Annotated in this window: 22 protein-coding genes and 1 tRNA gene; 9 read left to right on the top strand and 14 right to left on the bottom strand. The window is 62.3% G+C overall.

What is annotated here, in order from left to right; genetic code table 11:
• Positions 1-507: 507 nt before the first annotated feature.
• The 4 genes from HGO38_RS01765 (at position 508) to tig (ending at position 4,087) form a co-directional block, all read left to right on the top strand.
• Positions 508-1,614, top strand: a complete 1,107-nt coding sequence (locus HGO38_RS01765) for a DUF2157 domain-containing protein (RefSeq protein ID WP_250954198.1) — start codon at positions 508-510, stop codon at positions 1,612-1,614.
• Positions 1,611-2,207 carry a GDYXXLXY domain-containing protein gene (locus HGO38_RS01770; RefSeq protein ID WP_250954199.1) on the top strand — a complete coding sequence of 199 codons (597 nt, stop codon included), beginning with the start codon at positions 1,611-1,613 and terminating at the stop codon, positions 2,205-2,207. The genes HGO38_RS01765 and HGO38_RS01770 overlap by 4 nt, the downstream gene beginning before the upstream one ends.
• Positions 2,208-2,326: 119 nt before the next feature.
• Positions 2,327-2,411: transfer RNA gene (locus HGO38_RS01775), tRNA-Leu, on the top strand.
• Positions 2,412-2,596: 185 nt separating this feature from the next.
• The gene (gene tig, locus HGO38_RS01780) at positions 2,597-4,087 is read left to right on the top strand and encodes a trigger factor (RefSeq protein ID WP_250954200.1); all 1,491 of its coding nucleotides are present in this window, start codon (positions 2,597-2,599) and stop codon (positions 4,085-4,087) included.
• Positions 4,088-4,164: 77 nt separating this feature from the next.
• Here tig and HGO38_RS01785 read toward each other — a convergent pair whose 3' ends face one another.
• Both HGO38_RS01785 and HGO38_RS01790 read right to left on the bottom strand, forming a co-directional pair.
• Complete coding sequence (locus HGO38_RS01785) at positions 4,165-4,464, bottom strand: putative quinol monooxygenase (protein ID WP_250954201.1); 300 nt, start codon at positions 4,462-4,464, stop codon at positions 4,165-4,167.
• Between the two features lie 48 nt (positions 4,465-4,512).
• Positions 4,513-5,529, bottom strand: coding sequence for an NADP-dependent oxidoreductase (locus tag HGO38_RS01790; RefSeq protein WP_250954202.1), 1,017 nt, complete (start codon positions 5,527-5,529; stop codon positions 4,513-4,515).
• 109 nt (positions 5,530-5,638) lie between these two features.
• On the opposite strand from HGO38_RS01790, the gene HGO38_RS01795 reads away from it, so the two are divergent.
• Entirely contained in the window at positions 5,639-6,187 is a 549-nt protein-coding gene (locus HGO38_RS01795) for a TetR/AcrR family transcriptional regulator (RefSeq protein ID WP_250954502.1), read from the top strand.
• A 169-nt stretch (positions 6,188-6,356) separates the two neighbouring features.
• Here HGO38_RS01795 and HGO38_RS01800 read toward each other — a convergent pair whose 3' ends face one another.
• The 8 genes from HGO38_RS01800 to HGO38_RS01835 all read right to left on the bottom strand — a co-directional run bounded on the left by HGO38_RS01800 (position 6,357) and on the right by HGO38_RS01835 (position 16,475).
• A complete protein-coding gene (locus tag HGO38_RS01800; protein WP_250954203.1) occupies positions 6,357-6,941 on the bottom strand; it encodes a hypothetical protein in 585 nt (194 codons plus the stop codon).
• A 402-nt stretch (positions 6,942-7,343) separates the two neighbouring features.
• Complete coding sequence (gene sthA / locus HGO38_RS01805) at positions 7,344-8,762, bottom strand: Si-specific NAD(P)(+) transhydrogenase (protein ID WP_250954204.1); 1,419 nt, start codon at positions 8,760-8,762, stop codon at positions 7,344-7,346.
• Positions 8,763-8,967: 205 nt separating this feature from the next.
• Positions 8,968-10,362, bottom strand: coding sequence for an amidase (locus HGO38_RS01810; protein WP_250954205.1), 1,395 nt, complete (start codon positions 10,360-10,362; stop codon positions 8,968-8,970).
• 34 nt (positions 10,363-10,396) lie between these two features.
• Positions 10,397-11,410, bottom strand: coding sequence for an ABC transporter ATP-binding protein (locus HGO38_RS01815; RefSeq protein ID WP_250954206.1), 1,014 nt, complete (start codon positions 11,408-11,410; stop codon positions 10,397-10,399).
• A 262-nt stretch (positions 11,411-11,672) separates the two neighbouring features.
• Entirely contained in the window at positions 11,673-12,662 is a 990-nt protein-coding gene (locus tag HGO38_RS01820) for an ABC transporter ATP-binding protein (protein WP_250954207.1), read from the bottom strand.
• The gene (locus HGO38_RS01825; protein ID WP_250954208.1) at positions 12,659-13,531 is read right to left on the bottom strand and encodes an ABC transporter permease; all 873 of its coding nucleotides are present in this window, start codon (positions 13,529-13,531) and stop codon (positions 12,659-12,661) included. Before HGO38_RS01825 ends, HGO38_RS01820 begins: the two co-directional genes overlap by 4 nt.
• Positions 13,528-14,478, bottom strand: a complete 951-nt coding sequence (locus HGO38_RS01830; protein WP_250954209.1) for an ABC transporter permease — start codon at positions 14,476-14,478, stop codon at positions 13,528-13,530. Before HGO38_RS01830 ends, HGO38_RS01825 begins: the two co-directional genes overlap by 4 nt.
• Before the next feature lie 464 nt (positions 14,479-14,942).
• Positions 14,943-16,475, bottom strand: a complete 1,533-nt coding sequence (locus HGO38_RS01835) for an ABC transporter substrate-binding protein (RefSeq protein WP_250954210.1) — start codon at positions 16,473-16,475, stop codon at positions 14,943-14,945.
• 246 nt (positions 16,476-16,721) lie between these two features.
• Here HGO38_RS01835 and HGO38_RS01840 point away from each other — a divergent pair, with 246 nt between their 5' ends.
• Together HGO38_RS01840 and speB are read left to right on the top strand one after the other, a co-directional pair.
• On the top strand, positions 16,722-17,924 hold the full coding sequence (locus HGO38_RS01840) for an aminotransferase (protein WP_250954211.1): 1,203 nt from the start codon (positions 16,722-16,724) through the stop codon (positions 17,922-17,924).
• 98 nt (positions 17,925-18,022) lie between these two features.
• Positions 18,023-19,081: an agmatinase gene (gene speB / locus HGO38_RS01845; protein ID WP_250954212.1), complete on the top strand. Its 1,059-nt coding sequence runs from the start codon at positions 18,023-18,025 to the stop codon at positions 19,079-19,081.
• A 19-nt stretch (positions 19,082-19,100) separates the two neighbouring features.
• Here the strand turns inward: speB and radC are convergent, their stop codons facing one another.
• The 4 genes from radC to HGO38_RS01865 are packed head-to-tail and all read right to left on the bottom strand — an operon-like array spanning position 19,101 to position 23,422.
• Entirely contained in the window at positions 19,101-19,952 is an 852-nt protein-coding gene (gene radC, locus HGO38_RS01850; RefSeq protein WP_250954213.1) for a RadC family protein, read from the bottom strand.
• Between the two features lie 10 nt (positions 19,953-19,962).
• The gene (gene map / locus HGO38_RS01855) at positions 19,963-20,793 is read right to left on the bottom strand and encodes a type I methionyl aminopeptidase (RefSeq protein ID WP_250954214.1); all 831 of its coding nucleotides are present in this window, start codon (positions 20,791-20,793) and stop codon (positions 19,963-19,965) included.
• Positions 20,794-20,805: 12 nt separating this feature from the next.
• The gene (gene sfsA / locus HGO38_RS01860) at positions 20,806-21,546 is read right to left on the bottom strand and encodes a DNA/RNA nuclease SfsA (RefSeq protein ID WP_250954215.1); all 741 of its coding nucleotides are present in this window, start codon (positions 21,544-21,546) and stop codon (positions 20,806-20,808) included.
• A 40-nt stretch (positions 21,547-21,586) separates the two neighbouring features.
• Positions 21,587-23,422: a PHA/PHB synthase family protein gene (locus HGO38_RS01865; protein WP_250954503.1), complete on the bottom strand. Its 1,836-nt coding sequence runs from the start codon at positions 23,420-23,422 to the stop codon at positions 21,587-21,589.
• A gap of 65 nt (positions 23,423-23,487) precedes the next feature.
• On the opposite strand from HGO38_RS01865, the gene HGO38_RS01870 reads away from it, so the two are divergent.
• Positions 23,488-23,979, top strand: a complete 492-nt coding sequence (locus HGO38_RS01870; protein ID WP_250954216.1) for an SHOCT domain-containing protein — start codon at positions 23,488-23,490, stop codon at positions 23,977-23,979.
• Between the two features lie 227 nt (positions 23,980-24,206).
• The gene (locus HGO38_RS01875; RefSeq protein WP_250954217.1) at positions 24,207-25,424 is read left to right on the top strand and encodes an LL-diaminopimelate aminotransferase; all 1,218 of its coding nucleotides are present in this window, start codon (positions 24,207-24,209) and stop codon (positions 25,422-25,424) included.
• Positions 25,425-25,476 lie beyond the last annotated feature (52 nt).

The raw sequence follows: 25,476 nt of genomic DNA on the forward strand, positions 1-25,476 counted from the left end.
CAAATCGGTTCGTATTTTTCGGGAGCGATGCTGGATTGCCTCAAGGGCAAAAAATAACGCCCACCGGGGGAGGAGGATCCGGTGGGCGTCATTTATGGGGACTGACAACTGGGAGGAGGAGTGTTGTCAGTCGGATCGACACTGCACTGGGAGGAGGAGTGCGCAGCGCCGAATTCAGTCAAGTGCAGGATTTGCACCCTCGGTCCGGTAGAAGCAAAGCGTTTTGGTCCTGACCTTTGTTAATTATCATACTAGCCGCACTGCTCATGTTTGTGCAGTGCAATATTCTCATATTAGGTATTCTTCCTCTGCATGGCTTCCCGCAGCGTTTCAGGGTGGCGATGGCGGCAAGCAGTCGCTGGACCACCCCTGAAATTTCAAGGGATTTCATAGTCAGTGCAAGAGCTTGGGATGGCGCTTGAGTTTTGCCCGTTGGGCCGTCACAGTGGTCTCGGCGACGGATCGTCGTTCCGCGGCCATGCCGCGTGATGTTTTTTAGGAGTTGCGATGTATCGCGGCAGATTGCGAAAAGACCTGGAGATCTGGGTCGACAAGGGAATCATTGGGCCGCCGGCGGCCGAGCAGATGCTGGCCGAATATGATTCTCGCCAATCGACGTTCAGCGTCGGCAATGTCCTTTTGATCTTGGCGGCGGTGCTGATCTCGGCATCGATCCTGCTGTTGATTGCCGCCAATTGGGAGGCGATACCGCGGTTTACCCGGGTGGTCGGGATCATCGTGCTGCTCTGGGCCTTTCATCTGGCCGGCGCGTTTGCGATCGGGCGCGGTGCGCCGCGGGTCGGCGCGGCCTTTCTGCTGATGGGTACGATGAGTTTCGGCGGGGCGATTTCGCTGATTGCCCAGCTTTACCATCTGTCCGGCGAGGCGGTCGATGCCATGCTGCTATGGTTCGGCATGGCGGCGTTGTCGGCAGCGCTGTTTCGCTCGGGCGTTCTGACCATCACTGCCGGGTTCCTGTCCTGGGCGGTGTTCCTGACCTTCCTCGATCAGTACGACACGCGCTGGGACGGGTTCTACAGCTGGACGCCGATTGCAGCCGGCATCGTTCTGGCGGCGCTTGCCGTCTGGACCGGTGCCAGCAGGGTTCAGCACATTATCTATATCGGTTTGATCGTCTGGCTCGGCTGGCTTTATTCCTTCGACGAAAGCCCGCGGTTTGCGCTGCTGCTGGCGCTCTGCGGCATGGCTTTGTTTGCCGCGATCGGCGCCAAGGCCTCGCCGCTCTCGGTGGTGACGCGCAAGACGGGGGCCGCGCCGGCCTTCTACGCCTTCGTGGTTGCCGTCATGGGGCTTTTTCTGCTCAACATCGAATATGACAAGGGGTCTGGCCTGGCGATCGTCGCCATTGCGACGGTGGCTGCCTCGGTGCTGGCGCTGGCGCTGGAAGGTCGCGACAATGGAGCGGTGCGGTATCTCGCTTACATCACCTTTGCCGCCGAGATTCTGTATCTGTCCTTCGTGACGATCGACTCGATGCTCGGCACATCCGGCTTCTTCCTGTTGTCCGGCCTGATCGTCGCCGTGCTGGCCTTTGTCGTCATCCGCATGGAGAAGCTGTTTGCCGCCAGGCCTAAAGAAGGAAGCGCATCATGAGCGGCTCGCAGCGCGGGGGAAGCCTGCTTTTCAGGGTCATGGCGATTGCGGTGCTGGTGTCGGCCCTGCAGACGGCGGTGCTCGGCTATCAGATCGAGACGCGGGCGCGGATCCTGCGCTCGGGCACGGAAATCCTGCTGAAGACGGTGCCGGTCGATCCGCGCGATCTGCTGCGCGGCGAATATGTCGTGCTGTCCTACGATATCTCGCGGATCCCTGCCGCACGGATCGTTGGCGACAAACCGGACGCCGGCGAGTGGGTTACGCTCTGGGTTCGCGTCGCGCCGCAGCCGGACGGATTCTGGACGGTTTCGGAGGCCTCTTTCGCGGCGCTGCCGCAGGCGCCCGGAACGGTTCTGCTGAAAACGGCGCCGTTCTATTTCGAAGGTCTGTCGGATGGCGGGTCTGAGGAGATCTTCGTCCATTACGGGATCGAGCGGTTCTATGTGCCGGAGGGGGATGGCAAGCCGCTGGAGGAGGCGCGCAACGACGGCGTGGTGTCGATCGCTGTCCGGGTCGGCAGCAGCGGTTCGGCGCAGATCCGGCAATTGCTGGTCGATGGCCAGACCGTCTACGAGGAACCGCAATACTGACTTTCCGGAGCGGCGACCGGGGATTGTGTCATTTTTTCTTTGCGCAGGCAAAAACGGGTGATATAGAGACGCGCGCTCTGGAGGGGCCATGCGCGAGGCTGCATGCGGTTCCAAGGGACGCGGGTATGGTGAAATTGGTAGACACGCCAGATTTAGGTTCTGGTGCCGCAAGGCGTGGGAGTTCAAGTCTCTCTACCCGCACCAGAATTGCCGCTCGGGCCGGCGGAGGAGACGCTTATCCTCCAGCCAAGGCCCTTTTGCGCCATTTTGCCTGGCAAAATGTCTGAGGATTACGACTTAGCCACGCCCGGGAAACGAGAATTCCGGCGTCGTGCTCACTGAAACCATCGGCTGTCCGAGCACGGCCGCCATGACACGAAGGTAAGAACATGCAGGTTATCGAAACGCTCGCTGAAGGGCTGAAGCGCGAAATCAAGGTCGTCATTCCGGCCAAGGACATGGAAGCTCGCATGAACGAGCGCCTGGTCGAAGCCAAGGACAAGGTCCGCATCAACGGCTTCCGTCCCGGCAAGGTGCCGATGGCGCATCTCAAGAAGATGTACGGCAAGTCGATCATGGCCGAACTGGTCAACGAGATCGTGCGCGACCGCCCGAGCTCGATCCTGTCGGAGCGCGGCGAAAAGTCGGCGACCCAGCCGGAAGTCGCCATGACCGAGGACGAGGCCGAAGCCGACAAGATCCTCAGCGCCGAAGCCGATTTCGAATTCACCCTGTCCTACGAAGTGATCCCGCCGATCGAGCTGCAGTCCCATGACAGCGTCAAGGTCGTGCGCGAAATCGTCGACGTCAGCGACGACGAAGTCACCGAGCAGATCATGAAGGTTGCCGAGAACGCCCGCACCTTCGAGACCAAGAAGGGCAAGGCCGCCGATGGCGACCGCATCACCATGGACTATGTCGGCAAGGTCGACGGCGTTGCCTTCGACGGCGGCACCGACAGCGACGCTGAACTGGTGCTCGGCTCGAACCGCTTTATCCCCGGCTTCGAAGCCCAGCTGGTCGGCGTCAAGGCAGGCGACGAGAAGACCATCACCGTGACTTTCCCGGAAGACTATCCGGCCAAGAACCTGGCCGGCAAGGACGCCACCTTCGACGTCACCGTCAAGGATGTCGCCGGTCCGGCTGCCCTGGAGATCAACGACGAGCTGGCCACCAAGCTCGGCCTGGAATCGGCTGATCGCCTGCGCGAAGTCGTTCGCAGCCAGATCGAGAGCCAGTACGGCAACGTGACCCGTCAGAAGGTCAAGCGCCAGATCCTCGACCAGCTCGACACGCTCTACAAGTTCGACACGCCTTCGCGCCTGGTTGACGCCGAGTTCGAAAACATCTGGCGCCAGATCAACACCGATCTCGCCCAGTCCGGCAAGACCTTCGAAGATGAAGACACGACCGAAGAAAAGGCTCGCGAGGAATATCGTGCGCTGGCCGAGCGTCGCGTCCGCCTTGGTCTCGTTCTCTCCGAAATCGGCGAAAAGGCCGGCGTCGAAGTGTCTGAAGACGAAATGCAGCGTGCGCTTTATGCCCAGCTGCAGCAGTTCCCGGGCCAGGAAAAGCAGATCCTCGACTTCTTCCGCAACACGCCCGGCGCTTCCGCCTCGCTGCGCGCGCCGATCTTCGAAGAGAAGGTTGTCGACAAGCTGCTGACCGAGATCGACGTCACCGACAAGACGGTTTCCAAGGAAGAACTGCTGGCCGACGACGAAGCCGAGACCGAAGACAAGCCTGCCAAGAAGGCCGCCCCGAAGAAGAAGGCCGCTGCCAAGGCCGACGACGCTGTTGAAGGCGAAGAAACCGCAGAAGCTGCACCGAAGAAAAAGGCTGCTCCGAAGAAGAAGGCCGCCGAAGGCGACGCCGAGTAATCTTTGGGATTATCATCTGATATGAAAAGGCCGCCTGTTGGGCGGCCTTTTTTGTCTCTGGGGCAGGGATGGTATGGCTATCCAGCGAGTGTCCGTTCTCCGGAGACGTCATAGGCCTGCAAGTCGCTGTTCATTCTGTCTCCCCAGGTCTTGAGGAACGCCCGCGTCTCGGGTTTTTCCAGATGTGCCGCGAGCGATAGCTGGTCCTGCCAGCGCTCGGCGACCAGGAAGCGTCCTGCCGAGCGGTCGTCCAGAGTGATGCTATAGAACAGGCATCCCTTTTCGGCTTGGGTGCTGCTGCTGATCTGCTCGACGTCGGTGATGAAGGCATCGACGTCCGAGGGATCGAGGTGGATGTAACCCATGAGGATGAGCATTGTGGACAGGCCTCCTTCTTCAGCGCCATGGCATCGGATGGTTCGCGTTCATGCGGCAACGGTCAGCACGATCTTGCCCTGGATATGGCCTTGCCCGGCGCGTTCATGGGCCTTGCGGGCGTCGGCGAGGGGATAGGTGCTGTCGATGGCGGTGCGGATCGTGCCGTCATCCAGCATGCGCGCGAGTTTTGCCAATTGCGCGCCGCTGGAGCGGACCTGGGTGGCCGACACCGTGATGCCCCGTTGCTCGGCCTCTGCGGCATGGGCAAATCCGAGCGGATAGACCGGGAACAGAGCGCCGCCGCGCTTGAGGGTTTGCAGGAAACGACCTGATGTCGGGCCGCCCAGCGCGTCGACGACAAGGTCGATGTCGTGTGCCACGTCTTCGGGCGGCGTTTTGCCGTAATCGATGAAGTCGTCGGCACCGAGGCCGCGCAACAGGGCCTCGTGCCGGCCCGATGCCACGGCAATGACATGGGCGCCATTCCGCTTGGCAAGCTGCACCGCGAGGTGGCCGACGCCGCCGGCGGCACCGTTGACGAGGACGGTCCTGCCCAGGAGCGGCACGGGCTGATGTTTGTGGGCCTGAAGCGGGTTCGGTTGATCGTGGCCCAGTTCGATCATGAATTGCCAGGCGGTGAGCAGCGACATCGGCGCGGCCGCGGCATGGATGTGATCGATGCCGGCGGGCTTCAGGGCCAGGTCCGCGGCCGGCACGCTGACATATTCCGCATAGGCCTTGCTCTCGCCGACGCTGAAGAAGCGCACCATGGAATAGACGTCGTCGCCAACCGAGAAGTTTTCCACATCGTCGGCGACCGCCTCGACGGTGCCCGAAATATCGGTCCCCAGGATGATCGGGAAGGACACCTGCGGCCGCCATTCCGGCGGCAGCGCCTTGTAGCCATCGCGCAGGTACCAGTCGGGAGGATTGATGCCGATCGCGTGAACGCGAACCAGAACCTCGCCCGATTGCGGCACCGGCTTTGGCGCATCCTCGTAGCGCAGCACCTCGGGCCTCCCGAATGCATGGATGCGAATTGCCTTCATTGTTTCACTCGACATTGTGTTTCTCCATCGTGGCAGATGTGCTACTGAATTCGGAGCACTGCCCCATTTATTTGGAGCGCCGCTCCGTATAAAAGGAGCGGCGCTCCGTTTGTCAAGGCTGATGATGAGAGCTGACGCCAAAAAGAACTATGACCATCTGCTCGCAGTCGCGCGGGACCTGTTCACCGGCGAGGGCGCCGACGTCTCGTTGCGCGATGTGGCGCGCCAGGCGGGGGTGGGCGATGGCACCCTGTACCGGCATTTTCCGACGCGGGAAGCGCTGCTCGAAGCCTTGCTGCGCAGCAATTTCGACGCTTTCGGGCAAAGGGCAGCGGATCTCGAAGCCTGGGACGACACCGGCAGCGCCCTGGTGACATGGCTGAAAGAGGCTGTGGCGATGACCCATGCCTATCGCGGCATCATCGCGCCGATGGTCGCCGCCATCGCCGATGAAAGCTCGGCGCTGCATGCCTCCTGCGTCACCTTGCGCACCGCCGGCACGCGCCTGCTTAAGCGCGCCCAGGCAGAAGGCGTGGCGCGGCAGGATATGGATGGCAACGACCTGTTCGCGCTGATCAGCGCACTAGCATGGCTCGCCGACCAACCGCCGCTCGTGCCCCGCGCCGATCACCTGTTCGAGATTATCTCGGATGCGATCCTGCGGGGTGGATAGGGGTAGGGGACGGGTCGTAGCGGCATCGGGGGCTTGTGTCTGGATCCTCGGGCAAGTAAACCGCCCGGTGTGCGGCTTTTTGTCGGCGTAGCTTGCATATGGCAAGTTTGGCTTCGCTAATGCGGAAGGTAGCTTAAATATGCCTTTTCACTCAATTACTATCCCAAGGCTATTTGGCGGCGGTCAATAGCTTTTCGCAAGCTGTCTTGTCAGCTGTCTTTTGGATGCAATAAACATACCGATCAGTGGGAATCTGAACTTTTTCAATCTGCATGATCTCAAGCTGACGGGTATGGGCGTCTATTCTTTCCATTATTGAAATCTGTTGCGTGGATCCTGCGGAGTTTCGCAGGGACACATCTCTAATTTCGCTAGCGAAATACGACCCGAATGTGGAAAACAAAGTCATTGACAGTATTGATAGGGGTATCCACTCGCGATTCACGGTGTCAGCGTTGCTCTTGAATAGATAAACTAAGAAGGCCGTCGCACTGGTTATGATCGCTGGAAGCATCGCGTCAACAATGGGTTCGCGGCTGCCCCCTGTGAATACTCCAATGAAAATCCCGAATGAGGAAAATGCCAGAACGAAATTTGCTGCTGCCCTGTTGTTAAATCTGTTGCGTGTCAGTAAATATATAACAAGCGCCGGACCGAAGGGTATAACTCCATAAATTACTCCCTCTGTCACAGCGAATATTAAGTCCGCCATATAGGATTGTGCCACTCCGATGAAATCCGAAATGGCGTTCATTGTATTTCTATGCCTCGAAATTTTAAAATTTCCTGCTGAAAATATAATTCCTGCGACGGATTGGACCTAAAGATGTCAGGCAATTCCATGTGTGTTCCGCCAGCTCGTGGAGTTCCCGAAGTCGTGGGAGCGGGCGATGTCACGCAAACGTATTTCTTAAGCTGTGAGTCGAAATAGCACGTATAATTCGACATTGAGCCGAGCAGAGGTGTCATCAAAATAGCTGTTATCACACTTGAGGCTGCCATTGAGCACTCCGTGAGTTATGAAAATACATCTTATAGTCGCATTTTTAGTCAAGCGATGCAATTGTAAAAGGTCAGAACTACGATCCGAATTTTGTGAAATTCCGATGCTTTGCAAGAGTAGGGAGATCGGGTGAAGGGAAGGAGTCGACCGCTTTTACTCCGTGGCCTTCTTCGCTACTTTCAATTCCCCCATCCGGTTCCACGCATCCAGCCCGGCGATCTTATAGGCTTCCGCCAGTGTCGGGTAGTTGAAGGTGTTCTCCACGAAATATTCCACCGTGCCTTTGAGGTTGAGCACCGCCTGGCCGATATGGACCAGTTCGGTGGCGCCTTCGCCGACGATGTGGACGCCGAGCAGGCGGCGGGTTTTCAAGGAAAAGATCATCTTCAAGAGGCCGCTGTCGAGGCCCATGATATGGCCGCGCGAGGTTTCACGGAAATGGGCGATGCCGCATTCGTAAGGGATCTTGCGCTGCTGGACTTCTTCCTCGGTCAGGCCGCAGGTGGAGATTTCCGGCACGGCATAGATGCCATAGGGGAAGAATTGCGGGGGTTCGGTGGTCAGCGCGCCGACGGCATGGCGGGCGGCGATTCGGCCCTGTTCCATGGAGGTCGAGGCAAGGCTCGGAAAACCAACCACGTCGCCGGCGGCATAGATATGCGGGACGGCAGTCTGGAACGTGTCCGGATTGACCTTCAGCCGGCCGCGGTTGTCGGCCTCCAGGCCGCAGGCCTCAAGCTTCAGGGCATCGACGGCGCCGACGCGGCCGGCGGCAAACAGCACCATTTCGGCGATCAGCACGCGGCCGTTCTTCAAGGTGACGTGACACTTGCCGGCCGCGTCCTTGTCGACCTTCTCCACCGTCTGGCCAAAGATCAGCTTCACGTTGCGGTCGCGCAGTTGATAGGAAAAGTCCTCAACGATCTCCTTGTCGATGAAGTCGAGCATGGTGTCGCGGGGTTCGACGACGGTAACGGCGGTGTCGAGCGCCGAGAAGATCGTCGCATATTCGATGCCGATGACGCCGGCGCCGATGACGATCATCGAGCGCGGCACCTGCTTGATCTCGAGGATCTCGTCGCTGTCGATGATGCAGTCGCCGTCAAACGGGATATGGCCGGGCCGGAACGGCCTTGTGCCGACGGCGAGCAGAATGGCGTTGGCGGTGACCCTCAGGATCTCGCCGTCTTCCTTCTGCACTTCCAGCGTATGGGCATCGATGAAATGCGCCGCGCCGCGCAGCTGGCTGACCCGGTTGCGGGAAAACTGGTGTTCGAGCACATCCACTTCATGGTCGAGCGTGATCAGCAGGCGGCGGCGCAGGTCTTCGGCGCTGATCTCCTGCTTGACGCGATAGGCGCGGCCGTAGAAGCCGCGCTCGCGCCAGCCGGTGAGGTTGAGCGCCGTCTCGCGCAGCGTCTTGGACGGGATCGTGCCGGTATGCACGGAGACGCCGCCGACGCGGCTTCCCTTCTCGATCACCAGCACTTTCTTTTCGAGTTTGGCGGCCTGAATGGCGGCGCGTCGGCCGGCCGGGCCGCTGCCGACGACCACGAGATCGTACTGGTTCATCTGTCTGCCCCGTCTGATGACATGCGAATCATGCTGCGCTGCAAAATTATGCGCAAAAGCAGATTAACAACTCAACCTCACCGTTTTGTTAGCACCGCTGTCATCATCGGCTTTTGTCTTCACAATCTGATTCAGGTCGTTTGCGGATTGAATCCGCAAACGGGTGCAGGTCATTGAAATCGCTGGGTCGTAGGTCTGTTTGAGGTCAGGCGGCGGGTGGCTTTGGCCATTGCTGGATGCCGCCGGTCCAGGTCTCGAATTGTTTGGCGAGCTTCAGCACCAGCATGTCATTGAAGCGAGGGGCCACGATCTGCAGGCCGATCGGCATGCCGGAACGCGAAAATCCGCAATTGATCGAGGCGGCCGGCTGCTCCGACATGTTCCACGGCACGGTGAAGGCGATGTGCTCGAAGGGCTTTTGCGGATCGTTGGTGGGTGAGGCCCATTCGGCCGGATAGGAGACGATCGGGTTGGTCGGGCTCAGCACGGCGTCGACGCCTGCAAACAGCGCGCCGCAGGTCTTGCGCATCTCGATCGTCTGGCCAAAGCCCTTGACGGCATCGACGCCGGAGATATCGGCGCCGCCTTTGGCCCAGTCATAGATATAGGGCAGGATCTTGGCGCGGCGCTCGTCGCTGAGCGGGGCGATATCGCCCCAGAATTTGGCGCGCCAAAACTGGTCGAGACCGTCGAGCATTTGGCGGGTGATCACCGGTCCGACATCGACGAGTTTTGCGCCGGCCTTTTCGAAGCGTTTTGCGGCGGCCAGCACCGCGTCGCGCACCTCCGGTTCCGCCTCCAGTCCGCAACCGGCCTCCAACATCACGCCGATCTTCAGGCCGCGCACGGTGATGGCCAGGTCCATCCAGTCGATATCGTTAGGCGGCAGACTGGTGCCGTCGCGCCAGTCGGGGCGCGACAGGGTGGCCATCGCCCAGGCGGCGTCTTCGACAGTTCTCGTCATCGGGCCGGCGCAGCGCCCGACATAATAGGGGTCGACCGGGATGCGGCCGTGGCTCGGCTTCAAGCCGAACAGCCCGGTCCAGCCGGCCGGCAGGCGCACCGAGCCGCCGATATCGGTGCCGATATGCAAGGGACCGTAGCCGGCAGCACCCGCTGCGGCGGCACCGGCGCTGGAGCCGCCGGGGTTCTGGGTGATATCCCAGGGATTGCGGCTCAAGGGGTGGAAGCTCGACAGGCCGGAGGACAGCATGCCGTAGTCGGGGCAGGTGGTCTTGGCAAAGATCACCGCGCCGTCTTCCTTCAGACGCGCCGCAATCGGCGCATCCTCGAGTGCCGGCACCAGGTCCACGGCGGCGGTGCCGAGCGGCACGGGTGTGCCCTTGGTGGCGATCAGTTCCTTCAATGATACCGGAATGCCATCGAGCGGCCCTTGCGGCTCGCCGCGCGCCCAGCGCTCGCTCGAGGCTTCGGCCTGTTTTCGGGCGCTTTCGGGATCATAGGCGTAAAGGGCTGATAGGCTCGGCTCGAAGGCGGCGATGCGGTCTTCGACGGCAAGCCAGTATTCGGATGGTGACAGCGTGCCTGCCTGAAAATGCTGCAGCAGGTCCTTGATGGTCAAATCGATGGGGTCGGTCATGTCAGATGTCTCTGCCATTGGAGGAAAAATGGCGTCAGCCCGCCGGGGCCGAAGTCGGTTCAGTCTTGGAGAGAGCCCCTTGCTCTCCGGCGCGGTGACAGGCAGCCTGCCGGCCGGGAGCAATGGTTCGAAGCTCCGGGCGTTCCAGCGCACAGCGCTCGATCGCCACGGGACAGCGGGCGCGGAAGGCGCAGCCGGTCTCGTCCGAGGGATTATGGATCGCGGCCGGGCGCGGCTGGCCGGGCGGCCGGCCAAAGCGCTCGATGCTCGGCTCGGCATCGGCCAGCACTTTTGTGTAGGGATGCAACGGCGCCTCGAAGACGTCGTGGGCCGGACCGGTTTCCACCAGCCGGCCGCGATACATCACGCCGACCCGGTCGGCGATGCAATCGACCACGGCCAGATTGTGGCTGATGAACAGGAAGGTCACGCCGCGTTTTTCGCGCAGGTCCATCAACAGGTTCAGCACCTGCGCCTGCACCGACAGATCGAGCGCCGAGACAGCCTCGTCGGCGACGACCAGTTTCGGTTCGGTGATCAGCGCCCGGGCAATGGCGATGCGCTGGCGCTGGCCGCCGGAGAATTCATGCGGATGACGGGTGGCATGATCCGGGTTGAGGCCGACGCTCTCCAGCATGTCGGCGACCTTGTCCCGGATCTCCGCCTTGCTCGGCTTTTTCGGCAGGACATGCAGCGGTTCGGCGACGATGCGGCCGACCGTCTGGCGCGGGTCGAGCGAGCCGAACGGGTCCTGGAAGACCATCTGGAAGTCGGCGCGCTTTCGGATCAGTTCGTGCGGCGGCAGCGAAAACAGATCGTCGCCATCAAAGATCACATGGCCGGCCGTCGGCCTGTCCAGCGCCATCACCAGCCGGGCGAGGGTGGATTTACCGCAGCCGGATTCCCCGACAATGCCGAAGATCGTGCCGGCCTCGACGGTCAGCGACAGCTCGTCGAGCGCTCGCGTATGATGCGGGGCGGCAAACAACGAGTGGCTGGCATAGTCGCGGGTCAGGGAGCGTATGTCGAGCAGGGGGCGCGGGGTCATCGGGTGGCCTCACTGCCCTGCGGTCGCAGTCTTTGTCCTTGCGTGTTGAGTGCGGGTTTACCCCCCTCTGTCCTGCCGGACATCTCCCCCTCAAGGGGGGAGATCGGTGCGCGGTTGATGACGTCGATCACCCATTGCGCATGGTGACTGTTGATTTGCTTTGCTGTGAGGCAAGAAGGGTGGCGGCCGATCTCCCCCCTTGAGGGGGAGATGTCACGGAGTGACAGAGGGGGGCAACCGCCGGAATGGGTGGGTCCGTCGCTCATCTGCGCTCTCCCTCAGCACCCTCGGCATGGACACAGCGCACGCCGCGCCCGTCGCCCGTCACCGTCCAGCCCGGTTCGCGCTCGTCGCAGAGGCCGATCCTGTCCGGACAGCGGTCGGAAAACACACAACCCGGCGGCAGGTGGGAAAAACCCGGCACGGTGCCGGGGATGGTGGCCAGCCGCCCGCCATCGGGCTTTCGGCGCGGCACGGCCTTCAGCAGGCCCTTGGTGTAGGGGTTTTGCGGATGGGTCAGCACCTGTCGTGTGGGGCCTTCCTCCAGGCGCCGGCCGGCATACATGACCAGGGTGCGCTCGCACATGCGGGCAATCACGCCGAGGTCGTGGCTGACCAGGATCAGCGCCATGCCGTATTCGCGGGTGAGGTCGTCGAGAATGTCGAGCACCTCGGCCTGCACGGTGACGTCGAGCGCCGTGGTCGGCTCATCCGCGATCATCAGGTCCGGCTTCAGCGCCAGCGCCATGGCAATGCCGACGCGCTGGCGCTGGCCGCCCGACATTTCGTGCGGATAGGTCTGGGCGCGGCGCGCGGCATCGGGGATGCGGACCTGGTCGAGCAGGGCGACGGCCTCCAGCCGCGCCGCCCTCCAGCTCAAGCCGCGGTGCCAAACCAGCCCTTCGGCAATCTGGTCGCCGACCGTCATGGCCGGGTTGAGCGCCGTCATCGGCTCCTGGAAAATCATGCCGATGCGGTTGCCGCGGATCTGGCAGAGGGCATCGTCGTTAAGACCGAGCAGATCCTGCCCGTCGAGCACGATGCGGCCGGTGGCCTTGGCGACCGGCGGCAGCAGGCCGATGATGGCCAGCGACAGCAGCGATTTGCCCGAGCCGGATTCGCCGACGATGCCGAGTGTCTCGCCGCGCTTGAGCGTCAAGCCGATATCCTTGAGGATCGGCATGGATCCTCCATCCGGCAGACGGACCGCAACATCGAGACTGTCGATTTCTATCAGGGGCGTGTCGCTCATGACCGGCCTTTCTCGCGCGGGTCGAGCAGATCGCGCAGCCCGTCGCCCAGCATGTTGAAGCCGAACACCGTCAGGGCGATGGCAAGGCCGGGCAGGATGGCAAGCCAGGGGGCGGTTGCCAGATAGGTCTGGGCATCGGCCAACATGCGGCCCCAGGTGGGGGCCGGCGGGGCTAAGCCGAGGCCGAGAAAGCTCAAACCCGCCTCCGTCAGAATGGCCAGGCCGAGCTGGATCGTCACCTGCACGATGATCTGGTTGGAAATGTTCGGCAGCACATGTTCGAGTGTGATCAGCAGCGGACCCTTGCCGGACCCGCGCGCCGCCAGGACATAGTCGCGCGACCAGATCTGCAGGGCGGCACTTAGCGTCACGCGGGCAAAGACCGGTACCATAAACACGGCGATGGCGATGACCGCGGTGAAGCGGCCGGTGCCCATGAAGGCGCCGAGCATCATCGCCGACAGGATCGGCGGCAGCGCGAAGATCACGTCATTGGCGCGCATCACGACGGCCTCGAACAGGCCGCGTCTGGCCGCCGTTGCGACGCCCAGCACGGTGCCGATCGTGGCGCCGATGGCAACGGCAAGCGCGGAGGTGGACAGCGAATTCCAGGCGCCGACCATCAGCATGGACAGCAGGTCGCGGCCGAACTGGTCGGTGCCGAGCAGACCATGGCTGAGCGGCGGCTGCAGCTTGTGGATGATCTGCATCTTGGCCGGCGGCAGCGGCGTCCAGACCAGCGAGACCAGCGCGATGGCGACAAGGCAGGCAATGATCACGCCGCCGATCAGCAGATTGGGACGGCGCACGAGTAGCCAAGGGCGGCGCGGCCGGGGGGCGGGTGTTGCGGGACTCACGGGTGTCCTCATCGGCTGCCGCTCCGCAGGCGCGGGTCAAGCACCAGATAGGACATGTCGACCAGAAAGTTCATGATGATGACCAGGGCTGCGAAGAACAGCACGACATCCTGCATGACGATAAGGTCGCGCTGGGTCAGGGCCTGATAGGCGAGGCGGCCGAGGCCGGGCAGGTTGAAGACGTTTTCGATCAGCACGGCGCCGGCGATCAGGAAGGTGAATTGCAGGCCGAGAATGGTGAAGACCGGCACCAGCGCATTGGGCACCGCATGGCGCCAGAGCGCGGCCCGGCGCGTCAGGCCCTTGGCGCGGGCGGTGCGCACGAAATCCTCGTTCATGACCTCCAGCACCGCCGAGCGGGTGACCCGTGTCAGCACGCCGGCCTGCTGCAGGGCAAGCGCTATCGATGGCAGGAAAAGCGCCGTCACGCCGCTCCAGAGGCCGGCCTGCCAGCCGGGAAACCCGCCGGCCGGCAGCCAGCCTAGACCGATGGAGAAGGCGAGGATCAACAGCAGCGCCACCCAGAAGCCGGGAACGGCGATGAACAGTTGCGAGAGGAAGCCGGCACCATAGTCGACAGCGCTGTTGCGGTTTGACGCCGACAGCACGCCGAGCGGAATGGCGATCAGCACCGAGATGACGATGGCCATCAGCGCCAGCGGCAGGGTGACGGCGAGCCGCTCGGCAATCAGGCCGGCGACCGGCACGCTATAGGTATAGGATTGTCCGAGGTCGCCGCTCAGCACGCCGCCGAGCCAGACGACATAGCGCACCACCAACGGTTCGTTCAGCCCCATCTGCTCGCGCAGCGCCGCCAGCGTATCTGGGCTGGCCGACATGCCCAGCATGATTGCGGCAGGGTCACCGGGCAGGATGTCCATGACGCCGAAAATCAGCGCCGAGACGGCCAGCAGGGTCAGCAATAGGCCGCCCAGCCGGCGCAGGATGAGGCTTAGCATGGGGGTGTCTCGGCGATGGCAGGTCTGCGTGGGCGGGTGAGAGTGCTGCTACCCGCCTCCGTCCTGCGGTCCAATTCGCGATGGAAGGGCAGGGCTGTCGTGTATGAAAAAAATCCCCTCCCAAACCCTCCCCACAAGGGGGAGGGCTTAACCCAGACGTACCCTCGGCGAATAGATTCGAGCGATGTCCGCGGGTCTTCTCCCCCCTTGTGGGGGAGATGGCCGGCAGGCCAGAGAGGGTCTTTTTTCAGATGCCATACCCCTGCTCCGCGGCGTGAGATCGACTCGCGGAAACGCCTCGTGACGTCATTATTGCCGCGAACGGACGGGTGGCGGGTACTCGTTGACGATTGCTCCATCCGATCTCCCCCCGTGTGGGGGAGATGCCCGGCAGGGCAGAGGGGGGCGGCGATGGCGACAAGGCTGCTCATATCAGGTCCCAAGGTCCGGGGGATGCCGGACACTCACTCCTCCCAGTAGACCCCGCTCAGTACGTTGGAGGGGATCGGCTCGTTTTCCCAGAGACCCTTCAGCTTCTTGTCCCAGATGCCGAATTTCGGCATGACGAACAGGAAGAGGGCCGGCACGTCCTCGGCGAGGATTTTTTGCGCCTCGCCGTAAAGCTTGTCCTGCTCTGATGTATCCGCCGTCTCTTCGACCTTTTTGAGGATGTCGTTGAAGGCGGGGTTCTTGTAGTGGAAGTAATAGGGATCGCGGCCATAGATATCGATGTCCATCGGCTCGGCATGGGCGACGATGGTCATGTCGTAGTCGCCGCCCTTGAAGACGTCCTGCACCCATTTGGCCGGGAATTCGGTCGGCTCGATATTCATGGTCACGCCGATTTCGGCAAACATCGCCTGCATGACCTGGGCGCTGCGCGGTGCATAGGCCATCTGCGGCGTCTTGATGGTAAAGGTGAAGCCGTTGGCGTAACCGGCTTCTGCCAGCAAGGCTTTTGCCTTTTCCGGATCATAAGCAAAAGCGCCGGTCATGTCGACGAAGCCGCGGTCGTTCGGCGTGTAATGGCTGCCGATCGGCGTGCCATAGCCGGACCAGGCGCCGTCGACGATGGTCGGACGATCGAGCGCCATCATCAGCGCCTGACGCACCCGCTTGTCGCTGAACGGCTTGCGCTCGTTGTTCATGCCGGCCACGACCTTCAGCTCGGTATTGCCGATCACGGTGGTCAGACGCGGGTCGTCCTTGAAGGTCTCGACCAGTTCCGGGGCGCCGAATTCCGGGAAGGCATCGACATCGCCGGATTTCAGCGCGGCCGACTGGGCCTGCGGGTCGGAGATGAAGCGGAAGGTGACTTTTTCGAGCTTTACCGCAAGCTCCTTGTTCCAGTAGTCGGGATTGGCGGCCAGTTCGACGCGGTCGCCCTTGGCCCAACTGACGAATTTGAACGGGCCGGTGCCGATCGGCGTGGTCTTGGCATCGGCCGCACTCTTGGTGCCGACGATTGACGAGGACGGCCAGCCGAGCCAGTAGAGCAGGCTGCCGTTGCGGCTCTTCAGCTTCAGAACCAGCGTCTCGGCATCGGGCGTTTCGATCGTATCGATGGCGGCAAAGAAGCGCTTTTGCGGATTGACGCTGTCGGCGCCGCGGGCTCGCTCCAGCGAGGCCTTGGCAACGGCGGAATCAAAGGCCTCGCCATCGTGGAATGTGACGCCGCTCTGCAGCTTGAACGTATAGGTCAGGCCGTCCTCGGAAATCTCCCAGCTCTTGGCGAGCTGCGGCTGGATCTTGCCCTCGCTGTCGATGGTCACCAGGCCTTCGAAGATATTCTGCCAGGTCACCTGGCCGATCGCCACGGGGGCGGCGATGGTCGGGTCGAGGCCGGCGGGTTCGATGCTCATGCCGAGAACCAGTGTGGTCTTGGCGGCAGCGATCGCCGTGTCGGCAAAGGGGAAGGCCATGGCGGTGGTGGCGGCAAGGCCGAGGGCCAGCTTGCGCAGAATATCGCGCCTCAAGATCAGAAAAGCATGCGTCATTGTCGTCCCCTGTTCTGTGGCGATATCGCGTCCGCTGCCGGCCGCCTTCGCGTCTGCAAAAAGTGTGGCATCTCGCGGGCGAACACACAATGCTGTTTTTGTGTTGTCCCAACTGACATCTGTGCCCTGTATTCCGGCCGAAACCGGTCGTCCGGATCGAAATCCATCGTCCTTTCGATCAGCCCATTGCGATGCGGGATGTCGGGGATATAGGCTTGGCGATCAGCTATCAGGATTCTGCATTCCATGCCCTTGCCTTCGAACAATGCCCCGGCCTTCAATCCTCTGGTCGGCGATCTCTCCGCGCCGCCGATCCCTTCGGTCTTTGCCTGGGGTCGTGCCTATCAGGGCGGCGCCGGTCCGCTGATCGACCTGTCGCAGGCCGCCCCCGGCTATCCGCCGCATCCCGACATGCTGGCCTGGCTGGCGGAGGCGGCCGGGTCCACCGCCTATTCCGGCTATGGGCCGATCGAGGGAGAGCCGGCGCTGCGGACAGCCTATGCCGAGCATATGACATCGATCTACGGCGCGCCGTTCGGGCCGGCCAATGTGCACATTACCGCGGGGGCAAACCAGGGTTTCATGTGCGTGGCCATGGCGCTGGCCGGTCATGGCGACCGGATCGCGCTGCCCTGTCCCTTCTATTTCAACCATGACACGACGCTTGCCATGCTGGGGATCGAGACGGTGCCGGTTCACTGCGACCCCGAGCAGGGCTTTCTGCCGGATATGGCCTCCGTTAAGGCGGCGCTGGCCCTAGGCGTCAAGGCGCTGGTGATCATCACGCCGAACAATCCGACCGGGGCGATCTATCCGGCCGATGTTCTGCGCGAACTCTATCGCCTCTGCCGCGAGGCCGGCACCTGGCTGGTGCTCGACGAGACCTATCGCGACTTCCTGATCGATGCGAGCGTCAAGCCGCATGACCTGTTCGATCAGCCGGACTGGCAGGACGGGCTGATCCAGCTCTACAGCTTTTCGAAATCCTTCTGCATTCCCGGCCACCGCATGGCGGCTATCACCGCCGGCCCGCACGTCGTGGCGCAGGTGCTGAAGGTCATGGACAATCTGCAGATCTGCCCGCCGCGTGCGCCGCAGGCGGCCCTTGCCAAGGCGATCCCGGCGCTTGGGAGCTGGCGCGAAGCCAATCGGCTGGAGATTCTCAGGCGCGCCGATGCGCTGCGGACGGCATTTTCAAGCCTGCTCACCTGGCGGCTCGATTCGCTCGGCGCCTATTTCGCCTTCGCCCGCCATCCGTTCGGAGATCTTCCCTCGGCCGTCGTTGCCGAGGCGCTGGCGAAGCAGGCGGGCGTTCTCTGCGTGCCGGGCAGCTATTTCGGGCCGGGACAGGATCATTACCTGCGGCTGGCCTTTGCCAATGCCGATGTCGAGACGATTGCCCGCCTGCCGGAACGGCTTGCGGGCTTCGATCCGCGCGAGAGCGCTTGAAAGGGCCTGACTTTGCGTTAGGCTCTTCCCTTACGTGAGGTTGTCGACCGCATGTCGGCGCCGTTGTGATGTCAATTCGAAAACGAGGAAACAACACCATGGGTTGGGATCAGGACAGGTTGGAGGCGATCCGCGCCAAATATCTCGACAACAAGGGCGGCGAGATGTTCGACCCGAAGTTCAGGAAGGTCGCGGAAAAGATCTTCAACAAGAGCGGCACGCGGCTGGCGCCCTATTCCGGCGTTCCGACCTTCCTGTCGGCGCCCTATATGCCGGTCGATGCGGATCAGCCTGATTTCGGTAATCTGCAGGTGGCAATCGTCGGCGTGCCGATGGATCTGGGCGTCACCAACCGTCCGGGCTCGCGCTTCGGGCCGCGGGCGCTGCGCACCATCGAGCGCATCGGCCCTTACAACCATGTGCTCGAATGCGCGCCGGTGCAGGAATTGCGGGTGGCCGATATCGGCGACGTGCCGTTTGCCAGCCGCTACCGGCTGGAGCAGAGCCATGACGATATAGAAAAGCGCATCGGCCAGATCGTCGGGGCCGGCGTGGTGCCGCTGTCGGTCGGCGGCGACCATTCGATCAGCCATCCCATTCTCAAGGCCGTTGGGAAGGGTCGCCCGGTCGGCCTGATCCATATCGATGCCCATTGCGATACCAGCGGCATGTTCGACCAGACCAAGTTTCACCATGGCGGCCCGTTCCGCAATGCGGTGCTGGACGGCGTGCTGGATCCGACCCGCACCGTGCAGATCGGCATTCGCGGTTCGGCGGAATATCTTTGGGAGTTCAGCTACGAGACCGGCATGACCATCATCCATGCCGAAGACATTACTGGTCTCGGCATGCCGGCGGTGATCGAGAAGGCCCGCCAGATCGTCGGCGACGGGCCGACCTATCTGTCCTTCGATATCGACAGTGTCGACCCGAGCTTTGCGCCGGGCACCGGCACGCCGGAAGTGGGCGGTCTCACCACCCGCGAAGTGCTGGAACTGCTGCGCGGGTTGAAGGGGATCGATTTCGTGGGCGGCGACGTGGTGGAAGTGGCGCCGCAATATGATGCAACGACCAACACCGCCCATGCGGGCGCCCAGGTGCTGTTTGAAATCCTCAGCCTGATGGTGTTCAGCCCGTCGATCGCAGGCCGCGGATAAGTACCGATCGCGACGCCAATCAGATCAGCCGCAGGCCCTTCAGGCTGGCATGGCCGTCCTTGCCGATGATGATGTGATCGTGCACCGTGATGCCGAGTGGCTTGGCCGTATCGACGATCATCTTGGTCATGTCGATATCGGCGCGCGACGGTGTCGGGTCGCCACTTGGGTGGTTGTGGACTAAGATAATGGCTGTGGCGGACAGTTCCAGCGCCCGTTTGACCACCTCGCGCGGGTAGACCGGCGTGTGGTCGATCGTTCCCTTGCCCTGCACCTCGTCGGCAATCAGCGCATTGCGCTTGTCGAGGAACAGGATGCGGAACTGTTCGCGTGCTTCATAGGCCATGGCCGCGTGGCAATAGTCGATGACCGACGACCAGGAGCCGAGCACCTGCTTGCCCTTGATCTCGCTTTTCAGCATGCGCTGGCCCACCGCCGAGATCAGCTTCAGGTCGAGCGCCACGGCCTCGCCGACGCCCTTGACCTCCTGCAGAAGGGACGGCGGCGCGCCGATGACGCCGGCCAGCGTTCCGAACCGCTCCAGCAGCGCCTTGGCGATCGGCTTGGTGTCGCGCCGCGGGATCAGCCGGAACAGCAGCAGTTCGAGGATTTCATAGTCGGCCAGAGCCGTATCGCCATTGGCGCGGAAACGGTCGCGCAGCCGCTCGCGATGGCCGTGATAATGGGCCTGGTCGTCGGGCTTTGCGGCCAGCAGCGGCGATTTCTTCAAGGCGCCGGACTTCGGCGCCTGCTCGGCGAAAAAGCCGCGTTCGTCGGCCTCGTCAGGCCCGCTGGCCCCGACACTGTCCCCGGTCTCGACCCGTGGACCATGATCGTCATTCGGCGGGAGATCGGTCGGGGAACGGGCCATGCATTACCCTTTACAGCGGCGGAAGTCCGGGACGGTCGAGACCGGCAGGCGACAGGGTGAAGATCTCGCAGCCGGTCGCCGTGACGCCGACGGCATGCTCGTATTGGGCGGTCAGCGAGCGGTCGCGGGTCACCGCCGTCCAGCCATCCGACAGCACTTTGACATGCGGGCGGCCGAGATTGATCATCGGCTCGATGGTGAAGATCATGCCTTCGCGCAGCTCCGGGCCTTCGTTGGCGCGGCCGTAATGCAGGATATTGGGTGAATCGTGAAACAGCCGGCCGACGCCATGGCCGCAGAAATCGCGCACCACGGAGCAGCGCTCGGCTTCGGCATAGGTCTGGATCGCCTCGCCGATGGCACCGGTGCGGGCCCCAGGACGAACGGCGGCGATGCCGCGCATCAGGCATTCATAGGTCACTTCGAGCAGGCGTTCGGCGGCGCGCTTGATGGTCCCGACCGGATACATGCGGCTCGAATCGCCATGCCAGCCATCGACGACATAGGTCACGTCGATATTGACGATATCGCCCTCGCGCAAAGGCTTGTCGTCCGGCATGCCGTGACAGACAACATGGTTGATCGAGGTGCAGACGGAGTATTTGTAGCCGCGATAGTTCAGGGTTGCCGGCAGGACGCCATTGTCCATGCCGAAATCGAAGACGAAGCGGTCGATGGCCTGGGTTGTGACGCCCGGCTTGACGATCTCGACCAGCGCGTCGAGGCAGCGGGCCGTGACATTGCAGGCCTTGCGCATGCCTTCGAAGGCGTCAGCATCATAGAGCCGGATGGCGCCGGTATTCTTGAGCGGGGCGGACGCCGCATCGATATAATTCACCATTATTCCGCTTTCTTATTCATCCGTTTGTTTTGTTCTTAATGCAGCAAGGCCCGGTTCGTCTATGTGGATCAGCCGATGCGGCGTGATTTCATATGGCGTGATGCGGCATTTGACGGCATAGGCCTCGATGCCGCGGGCCGCGGCCAGCCGGAATGCCGCGTCATAGGCCGGATCGAGATCGCCCGACAGGCGGAACAGCTCGCAGTCGTCGCGCTGGATCAGATAGATCATGATCGCCCGATGACCGGCCTCTGCCATGTCGGCAAGCTCGAACAGGTGCTTGGCACCCCGCGCCGTCACCGTATCGGGAAATTCGGCAAGGCCCGGGGTGCGAATGAAATGGACGTTCTTCACCTCGACATAGGCGTCGGGACGGGCGTTGCCGGTCAGCAGCCAGTCGATGCGCGAATTGCGGCCGTAGCGCTGTTCGCTGCGCACCGTTTCATACAGCGAGAGATCGCCGACCAGCCCGGCGCGGATGGCTTCCAGCGCCAGCCGGTTGGGCAGCGCCGTGTTGATACCGACCAGGGTGCCGTCGGCCTCGACCAGTTCCAGGGCATGGCGGTATTTGCGGCTGGCACTGTCGTGCACGGAGAGCCAGACCCGCGAGCCGGGCTCCGTCAGGCCGCGCATCGAGCCGGTATTCGGACAGAAGCCGGTCACCTCCTGTCCGTCGTCCAGCACGGCATCGAACAGGAAGCGCTTGTAGCGGCGGATCAGCCGGGCAGGGGTGAGCGGCGGATCGAAGATCATCGATCAGGCCGACAGGTGCAGTCCGCGACGGTCAAGAGCGCTAGACCCGTGCCATTACGTAAGTGCCCGGCGCGTCGGCAATGGCGTTCAGCGCGCCGCCGCCGGGCTTGCGGGCCGGCACGCGCTCAGCGTCCATCTGCTCGATCCATGTTTGCCAATGGGGCCACCAGGAGCCGGGCGTCTCGGTTGCCGCACTCACCCAGTCTTCATAGGTGCCGGTGGTCGGGCCGCCCGTCCAGTACTGGTATTTCTTCTTGTCGGGCGGATTGACGACGCCAGCGATATGGCCGGAGCCGCTCAGCACATAGGTGACCGGCCCGCCGAAGAAACCGCTGCCGACAAAGACCGACTTGGCCGGAGCGATATGATCCTCGCGGGTCGCCAGATTGTAGATCGGGATGGTCACGTCCTTCAGCGACAGCGTCTTGCCGGCAAGCTTCATCCGGCCGCCCGACAGGTTGTTGTCGAGATAGCAGTTGCGCAGGTAGTAGGAGTGATTGGCAGCTGCCATGCGCGTCGAATCGGAGTTCCAGTAGAGCAGGTCGAAGGGCATCGGATCCTGGCCCTTCAGGTAGTTGTTGACGAAATAGGGCCAGATCAGTTCCGAGGCACGCAGCATGTTGAAGGCAGAGGCCATCTTCGAGCCGTCGAGATAACCGAGCGTCTTCATGCGGTCTTCCATGGCGACGATCTGCTCCTCGTCGACAAAGACCTTGAGGTCGCCGGCATAGGTGAAATCGACCTGGGTGGTGAACAGCGTGGCGCTGGCGATGCGCTTGTCGCCCTCCTGGGCATGCAGGGCCAGGGCTGCGGCCAGAAGCGTGCCGCCGACGCAGTAGCCGATGGCGTTGACCTGTCGCTCGCCGGTCGCCTTCTCGACGGTGTCGAGCACCAGGTCGATGCCTTCGCGGATATAGGCCTCCCAGTCCTTGCCGGCATGGCGCTCTTCCGGATTGATCCAGGAGATGACGAAGACCGTGTGGCCCTGATCGACGCACCATTTGATGAAGCTCTTCTGCGGATTGAGGTCGAGGATGTAGAACTTATTGATCCACGGCGGGCAGATCAGCAGCGGGCGCTTCAGCACCGTCTCCGTCGAGGCTTCGTATTGGATGATCTCGCAGACATCGCTCTGGGCGATGACCTTGCCGGGGGTGACGGCCATGTTCTGCCCGACCGCGAACTTGCTGTAATCGGTCTGGCGCATTCTCAGGTCGCCGCCACCGGCGGTGATGTCTTCGGCCAGCATTTTCATGCCCTTGACCAGGTTGGCGCCATGGCTTGCCACGGTTTCCCGGTAGAGCTGCGGGTTGGTGAGCAGAAAATTGACCGGCGAAATGGCGGCGGTGATCTGCCTGACGTAGAAGGCTGCCTTGTGGCGGGTGTGTTCGTCGAGGCCTTCGGCATCGGTGACCAGCTTGTCGGCCCAGTCGGACACGACCAGATAGGTCTGGCGCAGAAAATCGAAGAACGGGTTGCGCTGCCAGTCCTCGTCGGCAAAGCGCTTGTCCTTCGGCGCCTCGGCGTGCGGATCGCCGGTCTCGTCACCGGACAGTCGGTTGAGCGTCCGGCTCCAGATGCCGAAGATCGAGGCCAGCAGATAGGTCTGCGCCTCCAGCGTGCGCTTGGGGTCGGATATCCAGTATTCGGCGACCTTGGACAGGGTCTTGACCAGTTCCGTCATCGGTTCGGACACCGGATCGACGATTTCGCCGCGTTCGCGGGGGGCGAGCCATGTCGAGGCGGCCTTGCCGAGATTTTCGAGCGCCTTGGCAAAATTCATCGCCATGGCTTCGGGATCCTTGACCACGTAGGCATCCAGCAGTTTCGGATCGAAACCCGGTTGGCGGGCCCGCGCTGTGGCGCTGTCTTCGATATTGCTGCTCACGCTGCCCTCCCTGGACGCTTCTTATAGTCTTCTTTTACAATTGCGCATCCTGCATGAAAACGACTACAAGTTCCAGCGATACGAAAGCCCTGTCCCGTCTCGCACATCTGCCGACGGGCGTCTGGGGGCTATGCAGGAACATTGGGACGATTGCCGTGAAGGAAGCTGCGATGATGGGGATGCGGTTGCTGGTGTCGGGTGCAGCGGTTGCAGCACTTTTGATGGCCGCCGGTTGTACCACGTCGCACTCGCCTGGCACACGACAGGCGGATAGTCTGACCGTGACCGTGCCCGAGGATGGCGATGTCTCGACACGGCCGGCGCCCACGCCGGGTGGTTATCCGGACTTTTCGCAGCCGTTGACGGCGGCCAATACCCAGATGAGCAATGAAGATGCCGCCAGTCTGCAACAGCGCATGACAGCACTTGGCGCGGCGCGGCGGGCGGGCGCCGTGTCGGAGGCCGAGTATCAGCGCCGGCTGGCCGAATTGCGCAAGCTTGCGCTCGAGCACGGCGCCGATGCACAGGCCCAGATTGCCAAATAGCGCTTGCCTTTGCTGAAGTTTGGACGCAAAGCAAAAATCGAGAATGGGCACGTTCTGTCCTGCTTCGGCCTGTTTGCGACCCTCGGTCAAAAAATTACCGTATAAGTCCAGAATGGGTTAGTATCGGTCGTCACGGTTCCGCAGTTCGTTACGGGACGATCGCTTAAAGCCGAGCAACGAACTCGCCGACCGCAGCCAAGGCCCTTTGCGGTTTTACGGGGATGAAGATGGAAGAATTTCATAAAGTCCGGCGCTTGCCGCCCTATGTCTTCGAACAGGTCAACCGTTTGAAGGCCAGCGCGCGAGCCGGTGGCGCCGACATTATCGATCTTGGCATGGGCAACCCCGACCTGCCGACCCCGCAGGCCATCGTCGACAAGCTTTGCGAAGTGGTCCAGGATCCGCGCACCCATCGCTATTCGTCGTCCAAGGGCATTCCCGGTCTGCGCCGCGCCCAGGCCGCCTATTACGCGCGCCGCTTCGGCGTGAAGCTGAACCCCGACACGCAGGTCGTGGCGACGCTCGGCTCCAAGGAAGGCTTTGCCAACATGGCGCAGGCGATCACCGCGCCCGGCGACGTGATCCTTTGCCCCAATCCGACCTATCCGATCCATGCCTTCGGCTTCCTGATGACCGGCGGCGTGATCCGCTCGATTTCCGTCGAGCCGGACGAAACCTTCTTTCCGCCGCTGGAGCGGGCGGTGCGCCACTCGATCCCCAAGCCGATTGCGCTCATTCTCAACTATCCGTCGAACCCGACGGCGCAGGTGGCCTCGCTCGACTTCTACAAGGACGTCATTGCGTTTGCCAAGAAGCACGACATTATCGTGCTCTCGGATCTGGCCTATTCGGAAATCTACTTTGATGGCGCGCCGCCACCATCGGTTCTCGAGGTACAAGGCGCCATGGATGTGGCGGTCGAGTTTACCTCGATGTCGAAGACCTTCTCGATGCCGGGCTGGCGCATGGGCTTTGCCGTCGGCAACGAGCGGCTGATTTCGGCGCTGACGCGGGTCAAATCCTACCTCGACTACGGCGCTTTCACGCCGATCCAGGTGGCCGCGAGCTTTGCGCTGAACGGCGACGGCAGCGACATCGCCGAAGTGCGCTCGATCTACAAGCGCCGCCGCGACGTGATGGTCGAGAGTTTTGGCAAGGCCGGTTTCGAGGTGCCACCGCCGGCCGCCACCATGTTTGCCTGGGCGAAAATCCCGGAAAAGTTCCGCCATCTCGGCAGCCTGGAATTCTCCAAGCTGCTGGTCGAGAAGGCCGATGTGGCTGTCGCGCCGGGCATCGGCTTTGGCGAGATGGGCGACGATTACGTGCGCCTGGCGCTGGTCGAGAACGAGCATCGCATCCGCCAGGCCGCCCGCAGCATCAAGAAGTTCCTGTCGACGGCCGACGATACGATGCATAACGTGGTGTCGCTCAACGCCCATCGTTGATTTTTCGGGCGGCCCGTTCGCGGCCGCCTTCACTCTTCCATCTGATATTCGG

The organism is Rhizobium sp. CG5 (assembly GCF_023701945.1).
Classification (GTDB): domain Bacteria; phylum Pseudomonadota; class Alphaproteobacteria; order Rhizobiales; family Rhizobiaceae; genus Allorhizobium.